The sequence below is a fragment of the Halobacillus salinus genome (assembly GCF_004684905.1).
In the GTDB taxonomy this organism is placed as follows: Bacteria; Bacillota; Bacilli; order Bacillales; family Halobacillaceae; genus Halobacillus; species Halobacillus salinus.
Genome location: NZ_SRJC01000001.1, coordinates 1,156,263 through 1,175,387, shown reverse-complemented (window position 1 = coordinate 1,175,387; position 19,125 = coordinate 1,156,263). Strand labels below are relative to the sequence as shown.

Below are 19,125 nucleotides of genomic sequence, written 5' to 3'. Positions count from 1 at the left end.
TCTTACTTCAAACTTAGTAGCAACTCCGAATACATATAAAAAACAATCATCAAGTCACCTTAAACCGTCGAAGATAGTCAACAAAACCACTAATTTTTTGATCATCGCTATTAAATAAGGCGAATATAGACGAGGTGGGAAGCTCTAAAAACGGTGTTTCAACTGGCAACAGTCTCCCTTCTTGAATCTCACGCCTAGCTGTGAAAAGGGGGAGGAAGGAGACGCCCATGCCCTCTAAGATGAATCGCTTCGCTGCATGTGATTGCGAGACCTTAACAAATCGATATGAAGAGACGTTATCTTTAATTTGTTGTTTTAAAGATGGCCAATAGGAGGGATGGTGATCTGTGAAGATTATGCTAGTAGCCATTATCTCAACTGGATCCAGTACTGGAGCTGTTTCGGTATCCCATCCATCATGAGCGATGACGAGGGATATCGGTTCATCTACTAGGTTGACGCACGACATATGTACCGCCGTAGATTTCAAACAAGATAGAGCCACATCTACTTTTGCATCTTCCACCAGCTCCTGCAAGTCAAATGACTCTGCAACCGTAATCTCCAATTCGACCTCAGGGTGATCCTCCGCAAATTTTCTTAATATGGCAGGAAACACACTATCGACTAGTAAAGGAGTAATCGCAATAGACAAAGAAGAGTTGTATCCCTGTTGCATTCTGCTCGTTCGATGCATCATATCCTCATAGTGAGCTATCAGACTTTGAGCTTCCGGAATAAAGCTCCTTCCGAACGATGTCAAAGTGATGCGTCTGCCTTCTTTTCTAAATAGGGACGCACCGAGAGATTGTTCTAGTAATTTGATCTGAGAGCTTATTGCAGGTTGTGTCATATGAAGCGACTCCGCCACTTTGCGGTAATTTTGAAGCTTTGCTGTAAGTAAGAATGTGCGCAACCATTTCAATTCCATAGTATCTCTCCATAAAAATTATTTATTGATTCAATAAAAATCTGAATATTTTATTTATTGAATTCCTATTTTACACTATTAACAAGACGATGAGGAGGGGTTGAAATGGAAGTAAGTCGTGGATTGAAAGGTGTAACAGCTGTAAAAACGAGCATTAGTGACATCGACGGGGAAGAGGGAGCGCTGCAGTATCGAACGACAGGGTTAGCGGAATGTATGAAACATTCGTTTGAAAAAGTGTCTCATTATATATGGGAAAATGAGTGGAGAGAGCAAAAGATTTCATTTGAGGAAAATCGCTTTCTATCTAATTCTGTAAAAACCATGATTCAGACACTTGCTGCAGATCAATCCCTGATTGCAACGATTCGATCTGCTGTATCAATGGTCGACATCTCAGTGGATGAATGGCCGGTTTCACGGAAAACTGCAGAACGGTTAACGGCCGTTATGCCAAGTATTGTAGCTTGTGCCTATAGGGCGAAGCAAGATAAATTATTCGTTGAACCACGGACTGATCTTGGCCATGTAGAAAATTTTCTCTACATGATCAATGGCCAAATGCCTTCTGAAGAACAAACAGCAGCCTTGGAATCCTATATGATTGCTACAATGGAACACGGTTTGAATGCTTCAACGTTCACAAGTCGGGTCGTAATATCCACACAGAGTGATGCATATTCAGCCGCAGCAGCTGCCATTGGAGCATTAAAAGGGCCATTACACGGTGGTGCGCCAACTGGAGTCATGGCTTATTTAGATAAAGTTAATAAGTCATCTGTAGCAACCGTGATTGACGAAAAGCTGCAAAATGGAGAGAAAATTATGGGTTTCGGTCATAGAGTTTACAATACGACGGATCCTAGAGCAACAGCGCTTAAAGAACAGTTGTTGCAAATTAGCCCTCGACCAGCCTGGGTTGATCGAGCCGTAATGATCGAAGAAGAAACGGTTGAACATTTGAATCAACGAAAACCTGGAAGAAAACTTTATGCTAATGTAGAGTTTTACGCAGCAGCATTAATGAAGGCGATCGGAATACCTGCTGAATTGTTTACACCGATTTTTTGCTGCAGTCGAATGGTTGGCTGGACAGCGCATATGATGGAGCAATCTAGAAACAATGTTATTTTCAGACCAAATGCAAAGTATGTTGGAGATCAATAATATTTCATTCCGTCTCACTATCAAGAGTATACTTAGGTATTGAGACGGGAAATGTTTTTATTTACTGACTTCCTATAATATAAATTATGTTAACTAGAATTTTAGCAAAAAAATTAGGGCATTATAATCTGCCCCTCTACCTAATATTTTGGAATGAACGCCTAAATTTTTCGTCTTTTCGCATCCATACGTGGAAGGTTTCTTCTTTTATATTTAGTTCTTCGCATATCATCCTTATAGAATAATTGTTTTTAATTAACTGTAAAAACCGTTCTTTTCTTTCTTTGATCGCTAGTGATGTATATAACTTATTTCGATCCTCAAGTTTAGTATCAGCCAAAGTCTCTCGTTCAAATTCTTTCCGTTTACGATTTAAGTGCAAACTGCTGGATTGATACATCCAGTTTGCAAAAATCCTAATTGATTTCCTACCACTTATAATCATTCTACTGTACTTAGATTGAGGTCTGACATAAACTCTAATACCCAACTTCTCTATATAATTTTCCAACTCTTTTAAGAACTCATGAGAACCACTAACGATACTCACATAGTATTTATCAAGATTTACATAACCATCTCCATCAAAATAGCCTCTTACGAAGTGACTAACGTATTCTTCTGGAATGTTTGGAAACACCAATGTGTTTGATTTTTCAGAGGTCATTCCATGGATTTGCATTAAATCATTCTTCATTATTTTACTATTGATATTCATTACATGGACTTTAGTTTTTGGGTTAAGAGTTATCGGGTGCTCAGAGTCCATTTCTTTTCTTATCTCTTCAAGAATGTACTTCTCTTTTTGAGCAAAGCTCACTAACTGCAGATTACTCGCTATATAGCCATCTGCAGCAAAAAAACCTAAAATATAGGCCATATTATTAGACCAAGTCTTGAAGAAATGTTCATTAACTTTGTATTTGCGCTTCCGACTCCCCCGCTCACGCATCTCCACTTTCTCTTTTTTTAAGATATCCCGTATGTACCTGGGAGACACATTCGCCATTTCAGCAATTACTACCGTTCTTTCACCAGATTCATACATTTGCTTTATTTCCTGATTCGACATACTCCGTTTACTCAACTTGTCCACCTCCATTTTTTACTAATCTCATTATACCGAACATACGTTCTAATAGCGAATTTTTAGCAACTTACCTAGTAAATCAGAGCATTTTAAAGAAAATAAAAGAAGACTCTTTGCTAAAAGAGCCTTCTTAGGATTATTTCTTGAGCATTTTTTCGATGGCAGACATATCAGATGGTACGTTTCCGTTGATGATCGCTTTGACAAGCATATCCTCTTTTTTCTTTGAAACTGGTTTCCCAGCAAGTTTTGATACTTTGTTAATGACTTTACGGACCGTCTTTTCATCTTGGAAGTCCGCGTTTTGAAGAGACTGTGCAAGCTTCATAACATCTTCCATTTTAACGCCTGTCTTCTTCTCTAAGTTTCCAAACATAAGATCACTCCTTTTCTAATGAAACTATGAGTATCTTATGGGTGGACAATGGAAATGGTATGAGCGTTTGTACTAGTTGTTCTTAATTTCTATGGAAATATGTAACTTTTCACAGGAACAGACGTCTAATTCAACAAAACCAAATATAGGAAGGTGATGGTATGAAAAAATCGCTTCTTCTCAGTGTATTCAGTTTAATTGCCCTGGGGCTAGTCTTATGGTTTGTTTCAACCAGTTCCCAAGGCATTGCAACCGAGAATGCTGACTCAAAGCAAGATGTACCTATTGATAAAACGTGGGAAGTTACCTTCTCAAATCCTATGGATCCAGCCACCTTTGGTGAAGACGCTGTTACTGTCACAGATTCCACAGATAACAGCGTGCCAATAAGCTATGAATTGACTTCTGACAACCGTAAGCTTATCATTCACCCGCCCGAAAATCTCTACATGCTTAATAAGGCGTATACGGTAACATTATCGGAAAACGTAAAAAGCGAGTCCTCCAAACCACTCAAAGACAAAGTCCTGTTTAGCTTTCATACGATCAGGAACTTACCAACTGTGAAAGATGCCAGCCACTTCAACAAGCTGTTAGCGTCAGATGAAGAAAAACGTACTCTTACCCCCTTTGGAGATACAGGCAGCGAAGCAGTTATTACCGACTCAGAAAGCAGCAAATCCGTATCTGAAACGAACACGCAGGTAGAAGGCGTCGCGGAAGCTGACACCATTAAAGCATCAGAAGGCTACACATACTTCATTAGAAATAATGAGGTAAGTATAACTAGCAATGACGCACCTAATGCAAAGCTTGTTACTACGATAAGAAACGAAAATTTTTGGCCGAGTCAACTATACCTTCAGGATGATCAGTTAGTCATTCTCGGTCATGGAGAGTTTGTTAACCTTCCGAAAACAAAAGAAAAGCGAATCTCTTCTCCATCCATTCGTTATGATGGATCTTTAAAAGTATTCGTATATGATATTAGCTCGCCGGAGAATCCTAGCTTGCAAAGAACGCTACAACTGTCAGGTAGGTACTTCACTTCCCGAATAGTCAACAACCACATGTACATCGTAGCCAACCAACTTACCAATCCATATCTGAGAAATGCAGAGAAACTGGACCTTAGGCCATTTGTGTTAGACTCAGCTGCAGGTGAAAAACTTGAGAAGGTCGACTACGATTCGATTCGTTACTTTCCTAACAAATCCGTGCATAACGTAATGACACTGGCATCCATTGATTTAACTAATCCAAACAAAGAAGCTTCTATCGAAAGTTATCTAGGGGCTTCCGAGAATGCTTATGTAACAAAAGATCACTTGTATATCACATCAACAGAGAGAACGTATAAAGAAAATGACTCCATGCTATTCGTTGAAGATGAATTTACTACTATCGAACAGTTTGACCTCGATGATGGAGATATCACTTTTAAGAATGAACAACGTGTTCCTGGAATGATTGCCAATCAGTTCTCAATGGATGAGAGAAATGAAGTATTCTCAGTTGCTACTACCACAGGAGGGTTCGGAGAGTCACAAAACCCTTCCAGCAACCACCTCTATACGTTCGATTTATCTCTAAATCAACTAGGTGCCGTTGAAGGACTAGCTGAGGGTGAGCGAATTTACAGTGTACGTTTTATCGATAATAGAGCATACCTTGTCACGTTTGAAGAGGTGGATCCGTTCTTTGTGATCGACTTACACAAACCCAAAAATCCGACCGTTTTAGGGAAATTGAAAATCCCTGGTTTCAGCAATTACCTTCATCCTGTTGGTGAGGATCGAGTACTAGGTTTCGGGCAACAAACGAAACTAGAGGAAAACCCGGATGGCGGAGAGCAAATCGTTCGCACCACTGGGTTAAAGATATCCTTATTCAATGTGGAAGATGTCCAAAATCCGATCGAGCAAGACTCCATCATTTTAGGAAAAGCGGGATATTCTGAGTTGAACTACAACCATAAAGCTCTTTATCAGCATCCAGAACAAGATATATTCGGATTACCAGTTCAAGTTATTAAGAAAGATGGTTCCTCTATGTTTAACGGCGGTTATATATTTGAATTAGGTGCAGAACGAAGGTTGGTTGAAAAGGGAAGAATTTCGCTTTTCACGGAGGGTGATGAAGATCAATGGGGTCACTCTCTAAAAAGAATGATTTCTGTTGGTAAACAATTGTACGCTTTTTCCGACCAAACCATGAAAGCCTTCGACCTGGATTCTCTCAACCTGATACAAGAACTTGAGTTACCCGTAATGGAATAGAAATAAAAAGGAACAAGGTCCCCCCTTGTTCCTTTTTGCTATATACTTTGCTTTAAAGAGTATCTCACTTCTAATAAATAATCCCATACTTTACTCTCCACTGGAGATGGAAAATCGAACTCGCGAGCAACCTCTTCCCCGACTTCCGAAAACAAGTCACACATGAGTAGAAGACCGTCCCACGTTTCTTCATAATCGGAATTTCTATATGTGCGCTCATATTTCTCCCATAAATCTACAGGGAGATAATCCTCCAAGTATTTACTAAGGCTTCCCAAGTTTACTTGGAAATTCGAGTGGATGCCGACATACCAGGCAAGCATCTGTTTCAGAGATTGTCTCACTGGACCTTCATAAGTTCCCCTGGCATAGGGCATCTGTCTTCTCCATAACCCTTTTGCAACATAGGTACTCACCCACCAAAATTCGTTGCTGCAGGCTTGAAACTCTTCTATATCTGGTTTTTTTATGACATAATCTTCTTCATTAGCTGCTGACACGTCTGCCCAAATACCATCCTTATCTAACAATACTTCTGTTAAACTGTCTATAGAGTCGTCTTCGGTTGGTATATGTAACGTGAGGTCGATGCGGTTTCCATCTGTGAACTGCATTAAGTAAGCAAACGAGTGGCTGCGTTTTTGCTCTTCATATAAAGAGTTTTCGTCGGGGCGCTGCATAATTAGAATTTCTCCGAAGTGATCCACCCAGGAGTGATCTTTCGTAAATGATTGAAATTCATTTACAATATAGACAATATCATAGTCTTGGAATCGATCTCTCTTTGCATTGGGGTTTGCACGTGAGCCGTTAAGCAGTACCGCCCTTATTCTGTCATCTTGCTTCGCTGTGCCGACGATCAGATCTAACATTTCGTGTTCACTTCGCATTCTCACACCTCATTTTTGCTAATTTCTAATAAAAAAACGTACACTACATAGATAAGGAGGATTTGTATTTGAGAAAATTCATATCGATTTTGTTAGCGGTAACCTGGATACTCCGATTGGTTTCAAGAAAAGTACTATCGCCTACTCTTCCCAATTCGACACTTAACCCCGGAGACCTTCTTTTTTCACCAATAGGAAAAAGAGAATCGAAATATATAGGCCATGTAGGGATTGTATCTACGGATCAGCATATCATCCACTCCATACCGTCAGGTTTAGTAAAAGATCCAGCTCCACTCTATTATAAGAAATTCCGTAGAGTTCATCTCTATCAGCCAATCCAACAGCAAGCAGGTCCATTGGCTGCCGAATACGCTGAGTCCTTGTTTCACCGATATCCGAAAGCAGCTTATAAAGTGAATACACGGTTAGGTGAAGATAGCTATGTACAGTATTGCACTAAAATTGTTTGGCAGTCCTATTACTACGGAGCGGGTGTGAACTTAGGGAATTTATCTGAGAATATGCGAGCTGTACACCCCGTCCTTCTAAAAAGGAAAAGCCAGTTAACGAAGAGGAATTAACGCTCTTCGTTTAACTGGCTAATGAATTGCTCTTCTGGTACGAGTTCAATAGAGTGCCCTTGTGCTAGTAAGTTTTCTGCCTGTTCAATTTTCACCGTTTTTGATCCATTTCGGTAGTTGTGATACGTCTTCTCACCAAGAATTACATAATTCGTTGTTGCTTCTACATTGGTTTGAACGTGACCGCCTTTTTGCTGGATGCGTTCTACTGCAGCTTGTCTGTTCATCCCTTTCAATCTTCCAGTCAGAACAAAGCTGGCACCATTAAATGGGTGCTCAGGGTCAGAGTGTGCAGCAATCATATCGGTTCCTTGGGGCTTTTTAGAGCGTTTGGGTGCGTTCTTACGAGCTGGCTCATACCCATTTTCATACATCATGCCATTTGCCGTCTGGCTCTTATCGACAAGCTCTTTAGCTGTAGATGCTCCAAGTTCTCTCGCTGCTTCTATGAATATTAAGGCAGCAGCACGTGCATCATCTAACGCTTGGTGGTGGTTCAGTTTGATCCCTAAGTGATCGGAGACAGCTTTAAGATTATATTTTGGCAGTCTCCATGTTTTTTTGGATATATTGACGGTGCAATTATAAGCTATCATTGGAAAAGGTAAACCATAGTCACTTAACACAGCACGAAGTACGGCCATATCAAATTTGGCATTGTGTGCAATGATAAGCTTACCTTCTACCATTTCCTTGATCTCACTTTCCCACAGTTCATGGAACTCGTAGGCATCTTCTACATCTTCCCTCTGTATTCCATGGATTTGGACATTGATAGGCGCAAAATAGTTACGTTTCGGTTTCACTAATCGGTAATATTCTCGTTTTAGTTGTCCATTTTCGTATTCGACCATCCCTATGGAACAAACACTTCCTCTTGAATTATTAGCTGTTTCAAAGTCAAGAGCGATAAAATTCATAATGTTCCCCTCTCTACCTTTTTCCTTTTACATCTCTTCTTTACATACCCAGTTCATACAGTCGTTTAACTATAGGCAATAAGAAACAAACCCACTTCATTCGTGAGAAGTGGGTTTTGTCATTTAATAGACTGAGAAGATATCATCGACAGGTTTGCGGGTTTTATCTTTTGGCTTCTGGTCAAAGAAGCCTAGGTTGATGAATCCTACTATTTTTTCCCCTGGTTGTACCCCAAGCATGTCACGTACTTTCGGATCTGTGATTTGTGGAGGTGTTTTCCAAACGACACCAAGATCTCTTTCCCAAGCAAGCAGTTGGAAGTTTTGAATCAAACAACTGATTGCTGCGAAGTTCTCTTCCCACTGTTTTTGACGCGGATCCTCATTCATAACAGCGAATAGGTAAGCAGCCGGTTGATTGAAGGCGACACGTTTCGTTTCTTGAGTATCTTTTGGAAAATGCTTAACGAATTCATCGATAAAATCATTTTTTCTTTCCTTTGAGATAAAGATAAAACGCCATGGTTCTCTCATACCATGAGTCGGTGCGAAACGAGCATCTTCTAATAGCTCTTTAACAAGCGAAGCAGGCACCTCTTGCTCTGTATATCCATTCTTAACGGAGCGGCGCTCTCGGATAATATTTGCTAAATCTGTTCTAGTCTTTTCCATAATCTCACCTACAATTTTAGTTTCTATCTAGATGATAATGTTTCTCAATTTTCCTGTCAACTCGACTTTCATAGACTTTTAGACATATTGATGTCTGTAACTTGGAATTGTAGTTTCTGATAAAGGTTGTAAGCACGTTGATTGTGACCGAAAACGTGTAAGGACAATTTTTCCGCACCTTGCTCTTTTGCGTAAATTTCCAGTGCTTGCAATGCTGCCTTGCCATAACCTTTCCCTTGCATAGGTTCGAAGATAAGGAAATTATAAATGAAAGCGTTCTTTTGCTTGTGTTCAGGATTGAAATTGACCCAGAAATATCCGACAGATTCATCCTCACGAATGATCGACAGGAATTGGTGATGGTCTGTGTTTAATCCATCAGGGAGCAAAGACGCGAAAGTTTCCTTAGATTTAGGAAGAGCTTCATCTTCCATCCATGTTCCAGCTTTCACTTTTTCTTCAGCATAATGCTGAATTTCTTCATCAATAATAGCATCATATTCACCTTGCTTCATGGGCGTTAATGTGACCATATGAGACCTCCTATGTATTTCCTTCTATCATATAACTAGGTGGAAAAAAGCTCAAATAAAAAAGGGAGCCATCAGACTCCCTTTCATCTCATTCAAACAAATCCGAATATTGCCCGTACCCACGTGACTCTAGTTCATCTCTCGGAATAAATTCCATTGCAGCTGAATTCATGCAATAACGAAGGCCTGTCGGTTCTGGGCCATCTTCAAAAACGTGACCTAGATGGGCGTCTCCGTATTTACTGCGTACTTCGGTGCGAACTCCGAAAATACCGGGATCATCTTTCGTCACAATGTTTTCGGATTCAAGCGGCTTCGTAAAACTCGGCCAACCTGTTCCTGATTTATATTTATCAGTAGAGCTGAATAGAGGTTCTCCTGATAATAAATCTACATAAATCCCTTCTTCTTTGAGGTCCCAATAAGGATTTTCGAATGCTTTTTCCGTTCCGTCTTCTTGGGTCACTTTATACTGTATTGGCGTTAATTTGGACTTCAAATCTGAGTTCGTATAAGTTTCTGTTTCTCCTTGATATGTTTCAATTGTTTTTGTATCCGAATCAGAGGAATCCTTACTCTCCCCTGACAATCGATTCACCGTCCAAGGAGCTATGGCTAAGATTAACACAATCAATAGGACGCCTATCCATATCATCGGCTTCTTCACTCTTTTCCCTCCTGTGAGGAATGATTAACCGTATTCTAACACTTACGAATCTCTTCATAAAAGAATCTGCTCCGATCGTTATGATTGTTTGAAGTTATGGGCATCCTGAAAGAAAACCAGCTGAAAAGGAGGTTCAAAATGAAGATTATGAAGTGCTGTTTTCTATTAGTACTGCTTTCCATATTATTGTTGGGATGCGGGCGTTATCAAGAAGCACCCCTCGACCAACAATTAGTGACACAGACTAATTATGGTGAGAACGAGGAGAAAGAACCCGATTTCAACTATGAAAAATTTCTGCTGCGAGTCGATTATGAAAAAGGTTTAAGCTATGAAGTGCTATTTGATCAACATCAAAAAATTGCCCAAATTCATGAATTGAAGGATCAAACTGTGTTCGGAACAGACGCGTTCGACCAACTTTCACCACATTTGATGGAGATGAGTTTTAATGAAGATACACAGGAAGACCAAGTGATAGAAGATGTCTTGCGAACGTTAGGGTTGAAAGAGTCATACAAAAGGTTTATGCTGGACGTCCAGTTTGCGAACGGCTTGCAAAAATCCTATCAGAGATAGACAAATAAGCCTCTGGATCAGTGTCCGGAGGCTTATTGATTGTTTTTTTATTTTTTGTTCGGAGTTGCTACTAAGTTTGAATCAAGAGTCGTGCTTGATTACGGTACGTCCTTCTTTTTGTTCGACACGATTCTCCTTCAGCAGTTTTCCTAGAGCTCTTTTAAATGCTCCTTTGCTGATCTGGAAGGTTTCACGGATCTCTTCTGGGTCACTCTTATCATGAAAGTCCATCACACCGTCATTCTCCACCAGGTAGTCATAAATTACTTCCGCATCTTCTTTACGGCTCTCCTGTTTTAATGGACGTAGGGAAAGGTTTAAGGTACCATCCTCTTTTACTGCAATCACCCTTGCCTCGACGGTCTGGCCGAGTCTTGGCTCTTCTTTACGTTCTGTTGGATGGATGAAACCACGGTGTCCATCACCTGTCAGAACAGCAGAACCGGCCTTGGTAGCCTTGTACACTCTTGCGACGACTTCTTCCCCCATGAGAGTCTCTGGTGCCCTCTCAAGGTCGTCCATTACCTCTTCTTCCGATATTGGCTCTGCCAATAGGCGGCCTTTTTTATCAACCTCTAAACTGACAAATAAGTTGTCTCCATTTTGTGGCCAAACGGAATTAAGAAGTGGTAGGTCATCAGAAGATACGAGCATTTCTTTACCTTCAAGTCCGATATCTACAAATACTCCCATATGGGGAACGACTTCTTGGACTTCTGCCCATCCGTACGAATCACGTGAGACGTGCGGCTCTTCCATCGTCGCGGTTAGTCTACCCTTTTTATCTAGGTAGAGAAAAACCTCAATCTCCTGGTCCAATTCAATATCTTCTGTAACCGACTCATCCGGCAGTGTCACTTCATCTTCAAATACATTAACAACGAATCCATTCGTGATTTTTTTCTTTACTATAGCTTGTTGGCTGGTGCCAAGATATTTTTGATTCATATTTATTCGCCTTCCTTCATTTCGCGAGTATCGCTTCCACACTCTAGTGTACACAAAAGTAAGACAGAAATCGACAAGGATCCTAATATGTACATGAAAAAAGGTACGGCAGCAGCCGTACCTTTTCTGGATGGTGGATTAATACCACCAAGAAGCTCCAATAATAACTAGGAGAATGAACAAGACAACGATTAGAGCAAATCCTCCACCATAACCTTCACTCATTTCGCATTACCCCCTTTCCTTCTTGTATATGAAAGGAGATGGTAATGTGTATGGGTGAAAGGATTAATTTTCATTTAGAAAGTGTTGAATGCATCTGAAATCAACTTATAACTTGTTTTTTTCTTTTCAAAGTCAAAGATGTTCGTAATGATCAGAAATTCGTCCGTTCCATAACGGGAGGAAAGCTCTGTCAATTGTTTATACACTTGGTCAGGATTTCCGATAATACACCTTTTACGGTTTGCCTTCATCTTAACTTTCTCAGTCTCAGAAAAGGACATCGCCTTAACTTCTTCAACAGAAGGTACTCTGGTTTCCAGGCCTTTTTCAACTTGAAGTAACCAGAGATCTTGGCTCAAAGCAAGCTCCTCGGCTTCTTGCTCCGTTTCCGCACATACCACAAATATACAAGCATTGGTCACTGGCTCTGGGCAATGTGGAGAAGGTTTGAAACGATCCCGGTAAGCCTGGAATGCTTCTTTAGCATGATCAGGGTTGATGAAGTGGCCGAAAGTAAAACCTGTTCCGTTAACAGCGGCGTGTTTCGCTCCACGTTCTGTCAACCCCAGTATCCATGCTTCTGGTTGTCTTGGTGTATCAGGCCTTGCATGTACACCGTAGTAATCATGACCTTTGGGTAAATCGTCATTCAAGTAATGAATTAGATCCTTCACTTGTCTTGAGAATGAGCTTAGCGGCTTATCGTACCCATCTGTCAATGCGGTCCTCGTCTTCTTACCGCCTCCCGGAGAGCGCCCCAATCCAAGATCGATCCGTCCCGGATAGAAAGCTTCTAACATTCTGAACTGTTCAGCTACTTTAAGAGGACTGTACTGTGGAAGGAGTACACCACCAGAACCTACTCTAATACGATCGGTAGCTGCAGCAATCTGCCCAATCAATATCTCAGGTGAACTACCTGCAAGTCCATTCGTGTTATGGTGCTCAGCAACCCAGTACCGGTGATAGCCCAATTGTTCTGTCCATTTTGCTAATTCAATGGTATCGTGAAGGGACTGTGTGGCAGTTTGCCCTTTCGGAATGGGACTCTGGTCTAATACGCTGAGCTTTAAGTTCATCGGTGATCCTCCTAGCGGTAAACTTCTTTCATGATTTTATTTAGAATATCGATTTGTTCTTCAAAAAGTATTTTATAACGTTTTTTCAATACATCGAACTCTTCTTTTCCGGCATCGGACAAGTAGTACCAATACACTTTCTGCCTTTTTTTATCGTGACTTTTATAATCTTCCTTACGGTACAATAAGCCCTCTTCCGTCATATCATGCAGGGTGTCTAGTAACGTAGACGGTGCAGGTATCCAGTTTTTTGTGAGTTTCTTGAATTCTTTCTTAAATTGTTCACTGATCATCGGTTGAGAGACTTGCAATAAGTGCATAATATAGAACTTCGTAAATTGAGCTGCACTCATATTCAGAGCGAAGCGCTTCGGGTTGTTTTTATGAGACATGACGCATCCTCCTCTATGTACCTTTTATACATATTTTACTATACACAGAGGGTTGGTTGTCCACTATTACGCACATTCGTTCGGTTGTTAATCATTCGTTCGGTTGTTAATCATTTGTTTGGTTTTATGATTCGGAGTTGCTACTAAGTTTTAAGAAAGAGCATTAATCGATGATGAAGCCAATTTTTCCGAAATTCTTGCTGTTCTGTAGGTATTGAAAAGCTTCTTGGTATTGATCCATTCGAAACATCTGGTCTAATTGAGGTTTGATGTCGTGTTCTGCTACATAGGCCAACATGGCTCTTAATTCTTCTGCGCTGCCCATTGTTGAACCAATCAGTTTGTATTGACCGTAAAAGAAGCTGCGGATATTGATGGAGACCTGGTCTTCTGTTGTTGCTCCGAATGTTACGATGGTCCCGCCTTTGCGAATAATGCCAAGTGATTTTTCGAAGGTAGCTTGTCCGATACTTTCAAGTAACAAATCCACTTGTTCTCCTTCTAATTCCTCTGTCCAATCACTGCTAGTGGAAATAGCTACATCCGCTCCGAGCTCAAGTGCTTTGTTGAGCTTTTCTTCCGAACGAGACGTTACGATCACACGCGCTCCCCTCGCTTTCGCGAAAAGCAAAGCATATGTCAGCACACCGCTCCCGATGCCAGGAAGCATGACCGTTTGCCCTTCTGATAAGTCTCCTCTTGAGAATAAGGCACGATAAGCCGTAAGCGCAGCAAGTGGCAGTACAGCCGCTTCCTCAAACGATAAATGATCCGGCTTTTTCTCTACATGGTCTTCCGTGCACGTGTAGTACTCTGCAAACGTTCCATGGTAAGGTAAACCAACGATCTCAAACCCCTCAGGAGGTGCCTCACTACGCTCCTTCCAACCAAGTCCAGGGTTTACGATCACTTCATCCCCTACAGAGAAACGAGTAACGTCCTCCCCGACTTCCTCGACAATTCCAGCAGCATCCGATCCAGGAATAAGGGCAGGATCCTCCGCTTTATGCCGCTTCGTTACAACAGCTAAGTCCCGGCGATTCAACCCTGCAGCTTTTACTTTGACTTTCACCTCGTTAGATGACACAGAAGGTGCTTTCATGTCCTGTATAGATAGGCCTTCCAATCCGTCTTTTCCTTTATGTACAATAGCTTTCATAAACAATTCCTCCTCATTCCTAACAGTTTGAGTCTAAGTCTATCAACAACGAATTAAAAAGGCTAGTTATACCTTTTGCACATAGAAAAACTCCACGCTGCATAGAGCGTGGAGTCCTTTGTTATTTACTTAGTACTTTTACTGTTACAGATCTTCTTCCAAACTTCAAAGCTTCACTTTTATTAGGGATGAAGACGTCAATTCGATTTCCGTTAATGGCGCCTCCAGTATCTCCTGCAATAGCCGTTCCGTATCCCTCGACATAAACCCTGGAACCTAATGGTATCACACTTGGATCAACGGCGATGACCTTCTGATTAGGATTTGCTCTCAAATCAATTCCTGTAGCAGTAACTCCGCTGCACCCATTACAGAAGGCCGTATAAGCCGTTGCTTCTGCAGTGAATGTATGGACCGCTTCACTTGATCTTGAAGGCTCATTGGTAGAAGAAGATTTCACAGTGGATTTCTTCTCATTTGAACTAGACTTCTTAGGTGCGCTTGCCTTTTTAGTAGGTGAATTCGATTGTACTTCAGCAGATGCTTGACCACTCATTACCAACCGATCTCCTGGATAGATCAACGTAGAGCTTAAGTTGTTCGCACTCATCAACTGGTTGACCGATACGCCGTTTGCATTAGCAATTTTTGATAGCGTATCCCCTCTACGTACTGTGTAAGCAGAGGATGTATTACGTACGACGTTAGCAGATATCTCAAGAGTCTGATTAGGATAAATAAGATTGCTGGATAAGCTGTTGCGCTCCTTAAGTTTCTGGACACTCACATTGAACTTCTGGGAAATGCCCCAAAGTGTATCTCCTTTTCTGATTGTATAAGAGTCTGCATGAACCGTACTACCCATTACCAAAATAAAAGCGACAGTAAAGATTAGTGAAAATATCATTTTTTTCATATTTCTGCCTCCCCCTGAGTTAGGTGCTATCCGGTTCGGATAACCTCTTCTGGGTACAAGATTACCAGAATCTAGATTTATAGGAAGAACAGTAGCATGACAGTTTCTTATCAATCGTGACACCTATATTTCGTCAAGATTACATGTCGACTATTGTACAAGATTATCTACTACAAGCGGACGCAATACCTGTCCATTCGTCATTTTCTGACTGCGAACCGTTTATGAAAAGTAACAAATTCGACTTTTGAAGAATTTATAAAAAAACAAAAAAAGTCTGCCAAAATAGGCAGACTTTTTGAAATTACATAGAAGCTAGCTGTTTTTGAACGTCACTATCCGCTAGATATTCATCATACGTCATCTCTTTATTCATGACCTTACCGCTTGGTGTAATTTCTACAATACGGTTAGCGATCGTTTGGACGAATTCATGGTCGTGTGAAGCGAAAATGACCGATCCCTTAAAGTTGATCAATCCTTTGTTCAAGGAAGTGATGGATTCTAAGTCTAAGTGGTTCGTCGGTTCGTCAAGGACAAGCACGTTTGCGCCTGAAAGCATCATTTTAGATAGCATGCAGCGCACTTTCTCGCCACCTGATAGGACACTTGCATTTTTCAATGCTTCCTCCCCTGAGAATAACATTCTACCAAGGAAGCTGCGCAAGAACGTTTCCGTTTCGTCTTCAGGTGAATATTGTCTCAACCATTCGACGAGGTTCAAGTTGGAACCTTCAAAGAACTCAGAGTTGTCTTTAGGGAAATAACTTTGAGATGTAGTGACACCCCACTTATAAGTCCCTTCATCCGGCTCCATATTGCCCATCAGAATCTCGAATAGAGTCGTTTTTGCAATTTCGTTCGCTCCAACTAGCGCGACTTTATCATTTGGATTTAAGGTGAAGCTGATATTGTCCAGTACCTTCACACCATCGATCGTTTTAGAAAGATTCTCTACGACCAGCATGTCATTACCAATTTCACGGTCCGCTTTGAAAGCAATATAAGGGTACTTACGAGAAGAAGGCTGAATATCATCTAAAGATATCTTCTCTAATTGCTTCTTACGGGACGTGGCTTGTTTGGACTTCGACGCATTGGCGCTGAATCGTGCGATAAATTCTTTCAGTTCGTTCATTTTTTCTTCTTTTTTCTTGTTCTGTTCTTGAGACATCTTCATCGCAAGCTGACTGGACTCATACCAGAAGTCATAGTTACCGACATAGACTTGAATCTTCCCGAAGTCCAAGTCAGCAATATGCGTACAAACATTGTTCAAGAAGTGACGGTCGTGGGAAACGACGATGACCGTGTTCTCAAAATCGATCAAGAAGTCTTCCAGCCACTGAATAGCTTTGATATCCAGGTGGTTGGTCGGCTCATCGAGTAGAAGCACGTCTGGATTTCCGAATAGAGCTTGGGCGAGAAGCACCTTCACTTTTTCAGAAGCAGCAATGTCCGCCATCTGTTTATCATGAAGGTCTTCTGAAATGCCTAGACCTGTAAGGAGACGGGCAGCATCAGATTCTGCTTCCCAACCATTCATTTCAGCGAACTCTCCTTCGAGTTCCGCTGCGCGCATTCCATCTTCTTCTGTGAAATCGCCTTTCATATAAATAGCATCTTTCTCCTGCATTACTTCATAAAGACGACTATGGCCCATAATTACGGTATCCAGCACTTTGTACTCATCATATTCGAAATGATTTTGTTTCAAGACAGCTAAGCGCTGATCTTTTTTAAGCGAGACGTCACCTGTCTGTGGTTCAAGTTCCCCGCTCAAGATTTTTAAGAAAGTAGACTTCCCTGCACCGTTCGCACCGATCAATCCGTAACAGTTACCAGGAGTGAACTTTATATTTACGTCTTCAAACAGTTTCTGATCACCGAAACGAAGACTTACATTATTTACGTTTAACATATAGATAATCCTCCAGTTAATGAATATACACCAAGACGATTATATCATTGTTCTTTAGCTTATGACAGGTGTCTGCTACGATTTAAAGTATTCCTGTTCAATCAACCATTCTTTGAACAATTCAAAGTCCTGTTCTACTACCGTTTGGTAATACTTAGACCAAACGCTCAGCTGGTGGCGGAACAGTTTTTTGCTCGAGCCGATCGCTTCGAGTATAGCCTCTTCACTATGATAATCCATTACCCCTTCATCAATGTCGACATCTGCCCTTGCATGGGCTTTAGCACTGATGGCAGCCATCGTCTTCATTGTTCGTTTTACATCTTTGTGGTCCTGCCAATGTTTATCTTTCAATTCCTTCGAGAATGGCGACCGCTCTCTTACATAAAAGTCCTTACCATGGAAGGAGAAGTAGCCAAGATAAGGGTCTTCTTTATGGTGCATGGCCTTCTGGGTGTGAATGACTCGTTTTCCTTGGTGTTTATTATCTTGCCAAAACTGCTCATCGTACGGGAAGAAGTAAGCAGGAATCGGTGTTCTCGCTTCTTTCGCCTCTAGAATGATGTCATCATGGTTCCCTTCTGCATCACTACCTTCGATCAATATATAGAATCGTTCAAGACCAGTCGAGCCGATTCCTGACCCTTTCTTCTTCACTACGTCCTTAATCTTATAAAAAGAATCCTCGTGCCTGTCATCCTGATCTAGAGATACGATGTAATCGTTCCATGCTGCAGATAAGTCGTTCCTTTCCTGCTTGGAAACAGAAGATAGTTTATCTTTTCCGATATCAAAGGAACGAATCGAATCATGGTCGACTACTGTTTGTTTATCCAGTTCATGCGAGTGCTTGCGCTTTTCTAATTTCTTAAGAGTTTTTTTGATTGGCCCTTTCGTGTTCTCTACTGTGAAGAAGAAATCTTTCGGGTCATCTTCCCCTTTATGAAAAGCCTCGAGCTGCTTCACATATCGTTTTAAATATGCGTCGACGAACTCATCTTGTTCTTCCTCAAGAAACTCGTGTTGAGAAGTCATAAGTCGGATGCTTGTTGCCATCCGCAGTACATCGTATAGGTAAGATCCTAAGTATCCCTCATCGAAGTCGTCCACATCAAAGACGATGTCGTGATCCTCATTCTGGAAGCCGCTGAAATTGTCAGCGTGCATATCCCCCATGATCCAAGTCGGTTTGTCCTTCGGAGTATGGAAGGCAAAGGGAAGGTCTGTTACATCGTAGAAAAACAGGTACGCACTCCCTCTGAAGAAGCTATAGGGGTCTTGACGCATTTTGTCATATTTTTTCTTCCGACTACCTTGAGACAACTTCATATGTTTTCCGTCGAATTGTTCCAAAATAGTATGGATCGTCTGCTTTCTCAGTCGTTGCTTGGTTGTAATAACTTGTTCTAGTTGGTGGTCCATTGTCGTCCCTCCTATTCGATACGAATCATTTCCCTTTGGCCATTTCAGGTAAACAAAAAGCGGCTGTCTTATGTAAGACAGCCGCTTCGTGCAATTATTTCTGTTTATAATATAAACTATTATTTTCGACTACTTGAAGCACTTTGTTTTCTTCTACCATTTTGCTCCCGCACATCGGACAAAGATTTTCTTCGTTTGTTCGGAAGTTATCTCTCATCCAGCAATTGCAATCGTCAGATTCACATACCCAGATTTTTGTTTCTTCTTCTTTAATTTCTGCCTGATTCTTTTTACCGAATGCCATCGGTTAAGCCTCCTCTAGACATAAATTATGTAAAAAAGACTGACATTCAAAGCCAGTCTTTTTTTATTTGG

The 19,125-nt window shown here is 41.1% G+C and carries 21 protein-coding genes; 4 read left to right on the top strand and 17 right to left on the bottom strand.

Going from position 1 to position 19,125, the window contains the following annotated elements; translation table 11 throughout:
- Positions 1-49: 49 nt before the first annotated feature.
- The gene (locus E4663_RS06450) at positions 50-931 is read right to left on the bottom strand and encodes a LysR family transcriptional regulator (RefSeq protein ID WP_135326997.1); all 882 of its coding nucleotides are present in this window, start codon (positions 929-931) and stop codon (positions 50-52) included.
- 105 nt (positions 932-1,036) lie between these two features.
- Between E4663_RS06450 and E4663_RS06445 the strand changes: the two genes are divergently transcribed.
- Complete coding sequence (locus tag E4663_RS06445) at positions 1,037-2,098, top strand: citrate/2-methylcitrate synthase (RefSeq protein WP_135326996.1); 1,062 nt, start codon at positions 1,037-1,039, stop codon at positions 2,096-2,098.
- A gap of 136 nt (positions 2,099-2,234) precedes the next feature.
- Here E4663_RS06445 and E4663_RS06440 read toward each other — a convergent pair whose 3' ends face one another.
- Positions 2,235-3,170: an LAGLIDADG family homing endonuclease gene (locus E4663_RS06440; protein ID WP_158290435.1), complete on the bottom strand. Its 936-nt coding sequence runs from the start codon at positions 3,168-3,170 to the stop codon at positions 2,235-2,237.
- A gap of 154 nt (positions 3,171-3,324) precedes the next feature.
- Positions 3,325-3,564 (bottom strand): stage VI sporulation protein F, encoded by a 240-nt coding sequence (locus tag E4663_RS06435; protein WP_079480054.1) that lies wholly within the window; start codon positions 3,562-3,564, stop codon positions 3,325-3,327.
- Between the two features lie 161 nt (positions 3,565-3,725).
- Between E4663_RS06435 and E4663_RS06430 the strand changes: the two genes are divergently transcribed.
- Positions 3,726-5,843 (top strand): beta-propeller domain-containing protein, encoded by a 2,118-nt coding sequence (locus E4663_RS06430; protein ID WP_135326994.1) that lies wholly within the window; start codon positions 3,726-3,728, stop codon positions 5,841-5,843.
- A gap of 38 nt (positions 5,844-5,881) precedes the next feature.
- On the opposite strand, the gene E4663_RS06425 is transcribed toward E4663_RS06430, so the two are convergent.
- Entirely contained in the window at positions 5,882-6,733 is an 852-nt protein-coding gene (locus tag E4663_RS06425; protein WP_135326993.1) for an aminoglycoside 6-adenylyltransferase, read from the bottom strand.
- Between the two features lie 68 nt (positions 6,734-6,801).
- Here E4663_RS06425 and E4663_RS06420 point away from each other — a divergent pair, with 68 nt between their 5' ends.
- Complete coding sequence (locus tag E4663_RS06420) at positions 6,802-7,317, top strand: C40 family peptidase (protein WP_135326992.1); 516 nt, start codon at positions 6,802-6,804, stop codon at positions 7,315-7,317.
- Here the strand turns inward: E4663_RS06420 and E4663_RS06415 are convergent.
- The 4 genes from E4663_RS06415 to msrB all read right to left on the bottom strand — a co-directional run bounded on the left by E4663_RS06415 (position 7,314) and on the right by msrB (position 10,109).
- Positions 7,314-8,237, bottom strand: coding sequence for an exonuclease domain-containing protein (locus tag E4663_RS06415; protein WP_135326991.1), 924 nt, complete (start codon positions 8,235-8,237; stop codon positions 7,314-7,316). The two genes, E4663_RS06420 and E4663_RS06415, sit on opposite strands and share 4 nt — an antisense overlap.
- Before the next feature lie 123 nt (positions 8,238-8,360).
- Positions 8,361-8,909, bottom strand: coding sequence for a nitroreductase family protein (locus tag E4663_RS06410; RefSeq protein ID WP_135326990.1), 549 nt, complete (start codon positions 8,907-8,909; stop codon positions 8,361-8,363).
- A 68-nt stretch (positions 8,910-8,977) separates the two neighbouring features.
- Entirely contained in the window at positions 8,978-9,442 is a 465-nt protein-coding gene (locus E4663_RS06405; protein ID WP_135326989.1) for a GNAT family N-acetyltransferase, read from the bottom strand.
- A gap of 88 nt (positions 9,443-9,530) precedes the next feature.
- On the bottom strand, positions 9,531-10,109 hold the full coding sequence (msrB, locus tag E4663_RS06400) for a peptide-methionine (R)-S-oxide reductase MsrB (RefSeq protein WP_277752100.1): 579 nt from the start codon (positions 10,107-10,109) through the stop codon (positions 9,531-9,533).
- A 138-nt stretch (positions 10,110-10,247) separates the two neighbouring features.
- Here msrB and E4663_RS06395 point away from each other — a divergent pair, with 138 nt between their 5' ends.
- On the top strand, positions 10,248-10,688 hold the full coding sequence (locus E4663_RS06395) for a YusW family protein (protein ID WP_158290434.1): 441 nt from the start codon (positions 10,248-10,250) through the stop codon (positions 10,686-10,688).
- Between the two features lie 81 nt (positions 10,689-10,769).
- Here E4663_RS06395 and E4663_RS06390 read toward each other — a convergent pair whose 3' ends face one another.
- From E4663_RS06390 to E4663_RS06350, 9 genes are all read right to left on the bottom strand, one after another.
- On the bottom strand, positions 10,770-11,636 hold the full coding sequence (locus E4663_RS06390; RefSeq protein ID WP_135326987.1) for a CvfB family protein: 867 nt from the start codon (positions 11,634-11,636) through the stop codon (positions 10,770-10,772).
- A 138-nt stretch (positions 11,637-11,774) separates the two neighbouring features.
- Positions 11,775-11,861, bottom strand: coding sequence for a YjcZ family sporulation protein (locus E4663_RS06385; RefSeq protein WP_079480045.1), 87 nt, complete (start codon positions 11,859-11,861; stop codon positions 11,775-11,777).
- 74 nt (positions 11,862-11,935) lie between these two features.
- Entirely contained in the window at positions 11,936-12,940 is a 1,005-nt protein-coding gene (locus tag E4663_RS06380) for an LLM class flavin-dependent oxidoreductase (RefSeq protein WP_135326986.1), read from the bottom strand.
- A gap of 11 nt (positions 12,941-12,951) precedes the next feature.
- On the bottom strand, positions 12,952-13,332 hold the full coding sequence (locus E4663_RS06375; RefSeq protein ID WP_135326985.1) for a helix-turn-helix transcriptional regulator: 381 nt from the start codon (positions 13,330-13,332) through the stop codon (positions 12,952-12,954).
- Between the two features lie 163 nt (positions 13,333-13,495).
- The gene (locus tag E4663_RS06370) at positions 13,496-14,491 is read right to left on the bottom strand and encodes a zinc-dependent alcohol dehydrogenase family protein (RefSeq protein WP_135326984.1); all 996 of its coding nucleotides are present in this window, start codon (positions 14,489-14,491) and stop codon (positions 13,496-13,498) included.
- 121 nt (positions 14,492-14,612) lie between these two features.
- The gene (locus tag E4663_RS06365) at positions 14,613-15,407 is read right to left on the bottom strand and encodes a LysM peptidoglycan-binding and 3D domain-containing protein (protein ID WP_135326983.1); all 795 of its coding nucleotides are present in this window, start codon (positions 15,405-15,407) and stop codon (positions 14,613-14,615) included.
- A gap of 304 nt (positions 15,408-15,711) precedes the next feature.
- Entirely contained in the window at positions 15,712-17,328 is a 1,617-nt protein-coding gene (locus E4663_RS06360) for an ABC-F family ATP-binding cassette domain-containing protein (RefSeq protein WP_135326982.1), read from the bottom strand.
- Positions 17,329-17,403: 75 nt separating this feature from the next.
- The gene (locus E4663_RS06355) at positions 17,404-18,750 is read right to left on the bottom strand and encodes a DUF2252 domain-containing protein (RefSeq protein WP_135326981.1); all 1,347 of its coding nucleotides are present in this window, start codon (positions 18,748-18,750) and stop codon (positions 17,404-17,406) included.
- A gap of 94 nt (positions 18,751-18,844) precedes the next feature.
- On the bottom strand, positions 18,845-19,054 hold the full coding sequence (locus E4663_RS06350) for a cold-shock protein (protein ID WP_079480038.1): 210 nt from the start codon (positions 19,052-19,054) through the stop codon (positions 18,845-18,847).
- Positions 19,055-19,125 lie beyond the last annotated feature (71 nt).

Excerpts from the sequence above, each read along its gene's own strand:
- E4663_RS06450 (WP_135326997.1), bottom strand. The coding sequence starts at position 931 with ATGGAATTGAAATGGTTGCGCACATTCTTACTTACAGCAAAGCTTCAA.
- E4663_RS06445 (WP_135326996.1), top strand. The coding sequence starts at position 1,037 with ATGGAAGTAAGTCGTGGATTGAAAGGTGTAACAGCTGTAAAAACGAGC.
- E4663_RS06440 (WP_158290435.1), bottom strand. The coding sequence starts at position 3,170 with ATGTCGAATCAGGAAATAAAGCAAATGTATGAATCTGGTGAAAGAACG.
- E4663_RS06435 (WP_079480054.1), bottom strand. The coding sequence starts at position 3,564 with ATGTTTGGAAACTTAGAGAAGAAGACAGGCGTTAAAATGGAAGATGTT.
- E4663_RS06430 (WP_135326994.1), top strand. The coding sequence starts at position 3,726 with ATGAAAAAATCGCTTCTTCTCAGTGTATTCAGTTTAATTGCCCTGGGG.
- E4663_RS06425 (WP_135326993.1), bottom strand. The coding sequence starts at position 6,733 with ATGCGAAGTGAACACGAAATGTTAGATCTGATCGTCGGCACAGCGAAG.
- E4663_RS06415 (WP_135326991.1), bottom strand. The coding sequence starts at position 8,237 with ATGAATTTTATCGCTCTTGACTTTGAAACAGCTAATAATTCAAGAGGA.
- E4663_RS06410 (WP_135326990.1), bottom strand. The coding sequence starts at position 8,909 with ATGGAAAAGACTAGAACAGATTTAGCAAATATTATCCGAGAGCGCCGC.
- E4663_RS06405 (WP_135326989.1), bottom strand. The coding sequence starts at position 9,442 with ATGGTCACATTAACGCCCATGAAGCAAGGTGAATATGATGCTATTATT.
- E4663_RS06395 (WP_158290434.1), top strand. The coding sequence starts at position 10,248 with ATGAAGATTATGAAGTGCTGTTTTCTATTAGTACTGCTTTCCATATTA.
- E4663_RS06390 (WP_135326987.1), bottom strand. The coding sequence starts at position 11,636 with ATGAATCAAAAATATCTTGGCACCAGCCAACAAGCTATAGTAAAGAAA.
- E4663_RS06385 (WP_079480045.1), bottom strand. The coding sequence starts at position 11,861 with ATGAGTGAAGGTTATGGTGGAGGATTTGCTCTAATCGTTGTCTTGTTC.
- E4663_RS06380 (WP_135326986.1), bottom strand. The coding sequence starts at position 12,940 with ATGAACTTAAAGCTCAGCGTATTAGACCAGAGTCCCATTCCGAAAGGG.
- E4663_RS06375 (WP_135326985.1), bottom strand. The coding sequence starts at position 13,332 with ATGTCTCATAAAAACAACCCGAAGCGCTTCGCTCTGAATATGAGTGCA.
- E4663_RS06370 (WP_135326984.1), bottom strand. The coding sequence starts at position 14,491 with ATGAAAGCTATTGTACATAAAGGAAAAGACGGATTGGAAGGCCTATCT.
- E4663_RS06365 (WP_135326983.1), bottom strand. The coding sequence starts at position 15,407 with ATGAAAAAAATGATATTTTCACTAATCTTTACTGTCGCTTTTATTTTG.
- E4663_RS06360 (WP_135326982.1), bottom strand. The coding sequence starts at position 17,328 with ATGTTAAACGTAAATAATGTAAGTCTTCGTTTCGGTGATCAGAAACTG.
- E4663_RS06355 (WP_135326981.1), bottom strand. The coding sequence starts at position 18,750 with ATGGACCACCAACTAGAACAAGTTATTACAACCAAGCAACGACTGAGA.
- E4663_RS06350 (WP_079480038.1), bottom strand. The coding sequence starts at position 19,054 with ATGGCATTCGGTAAAAAGAATCAGGCAGAAATTAAAGAAGAAGAAACA.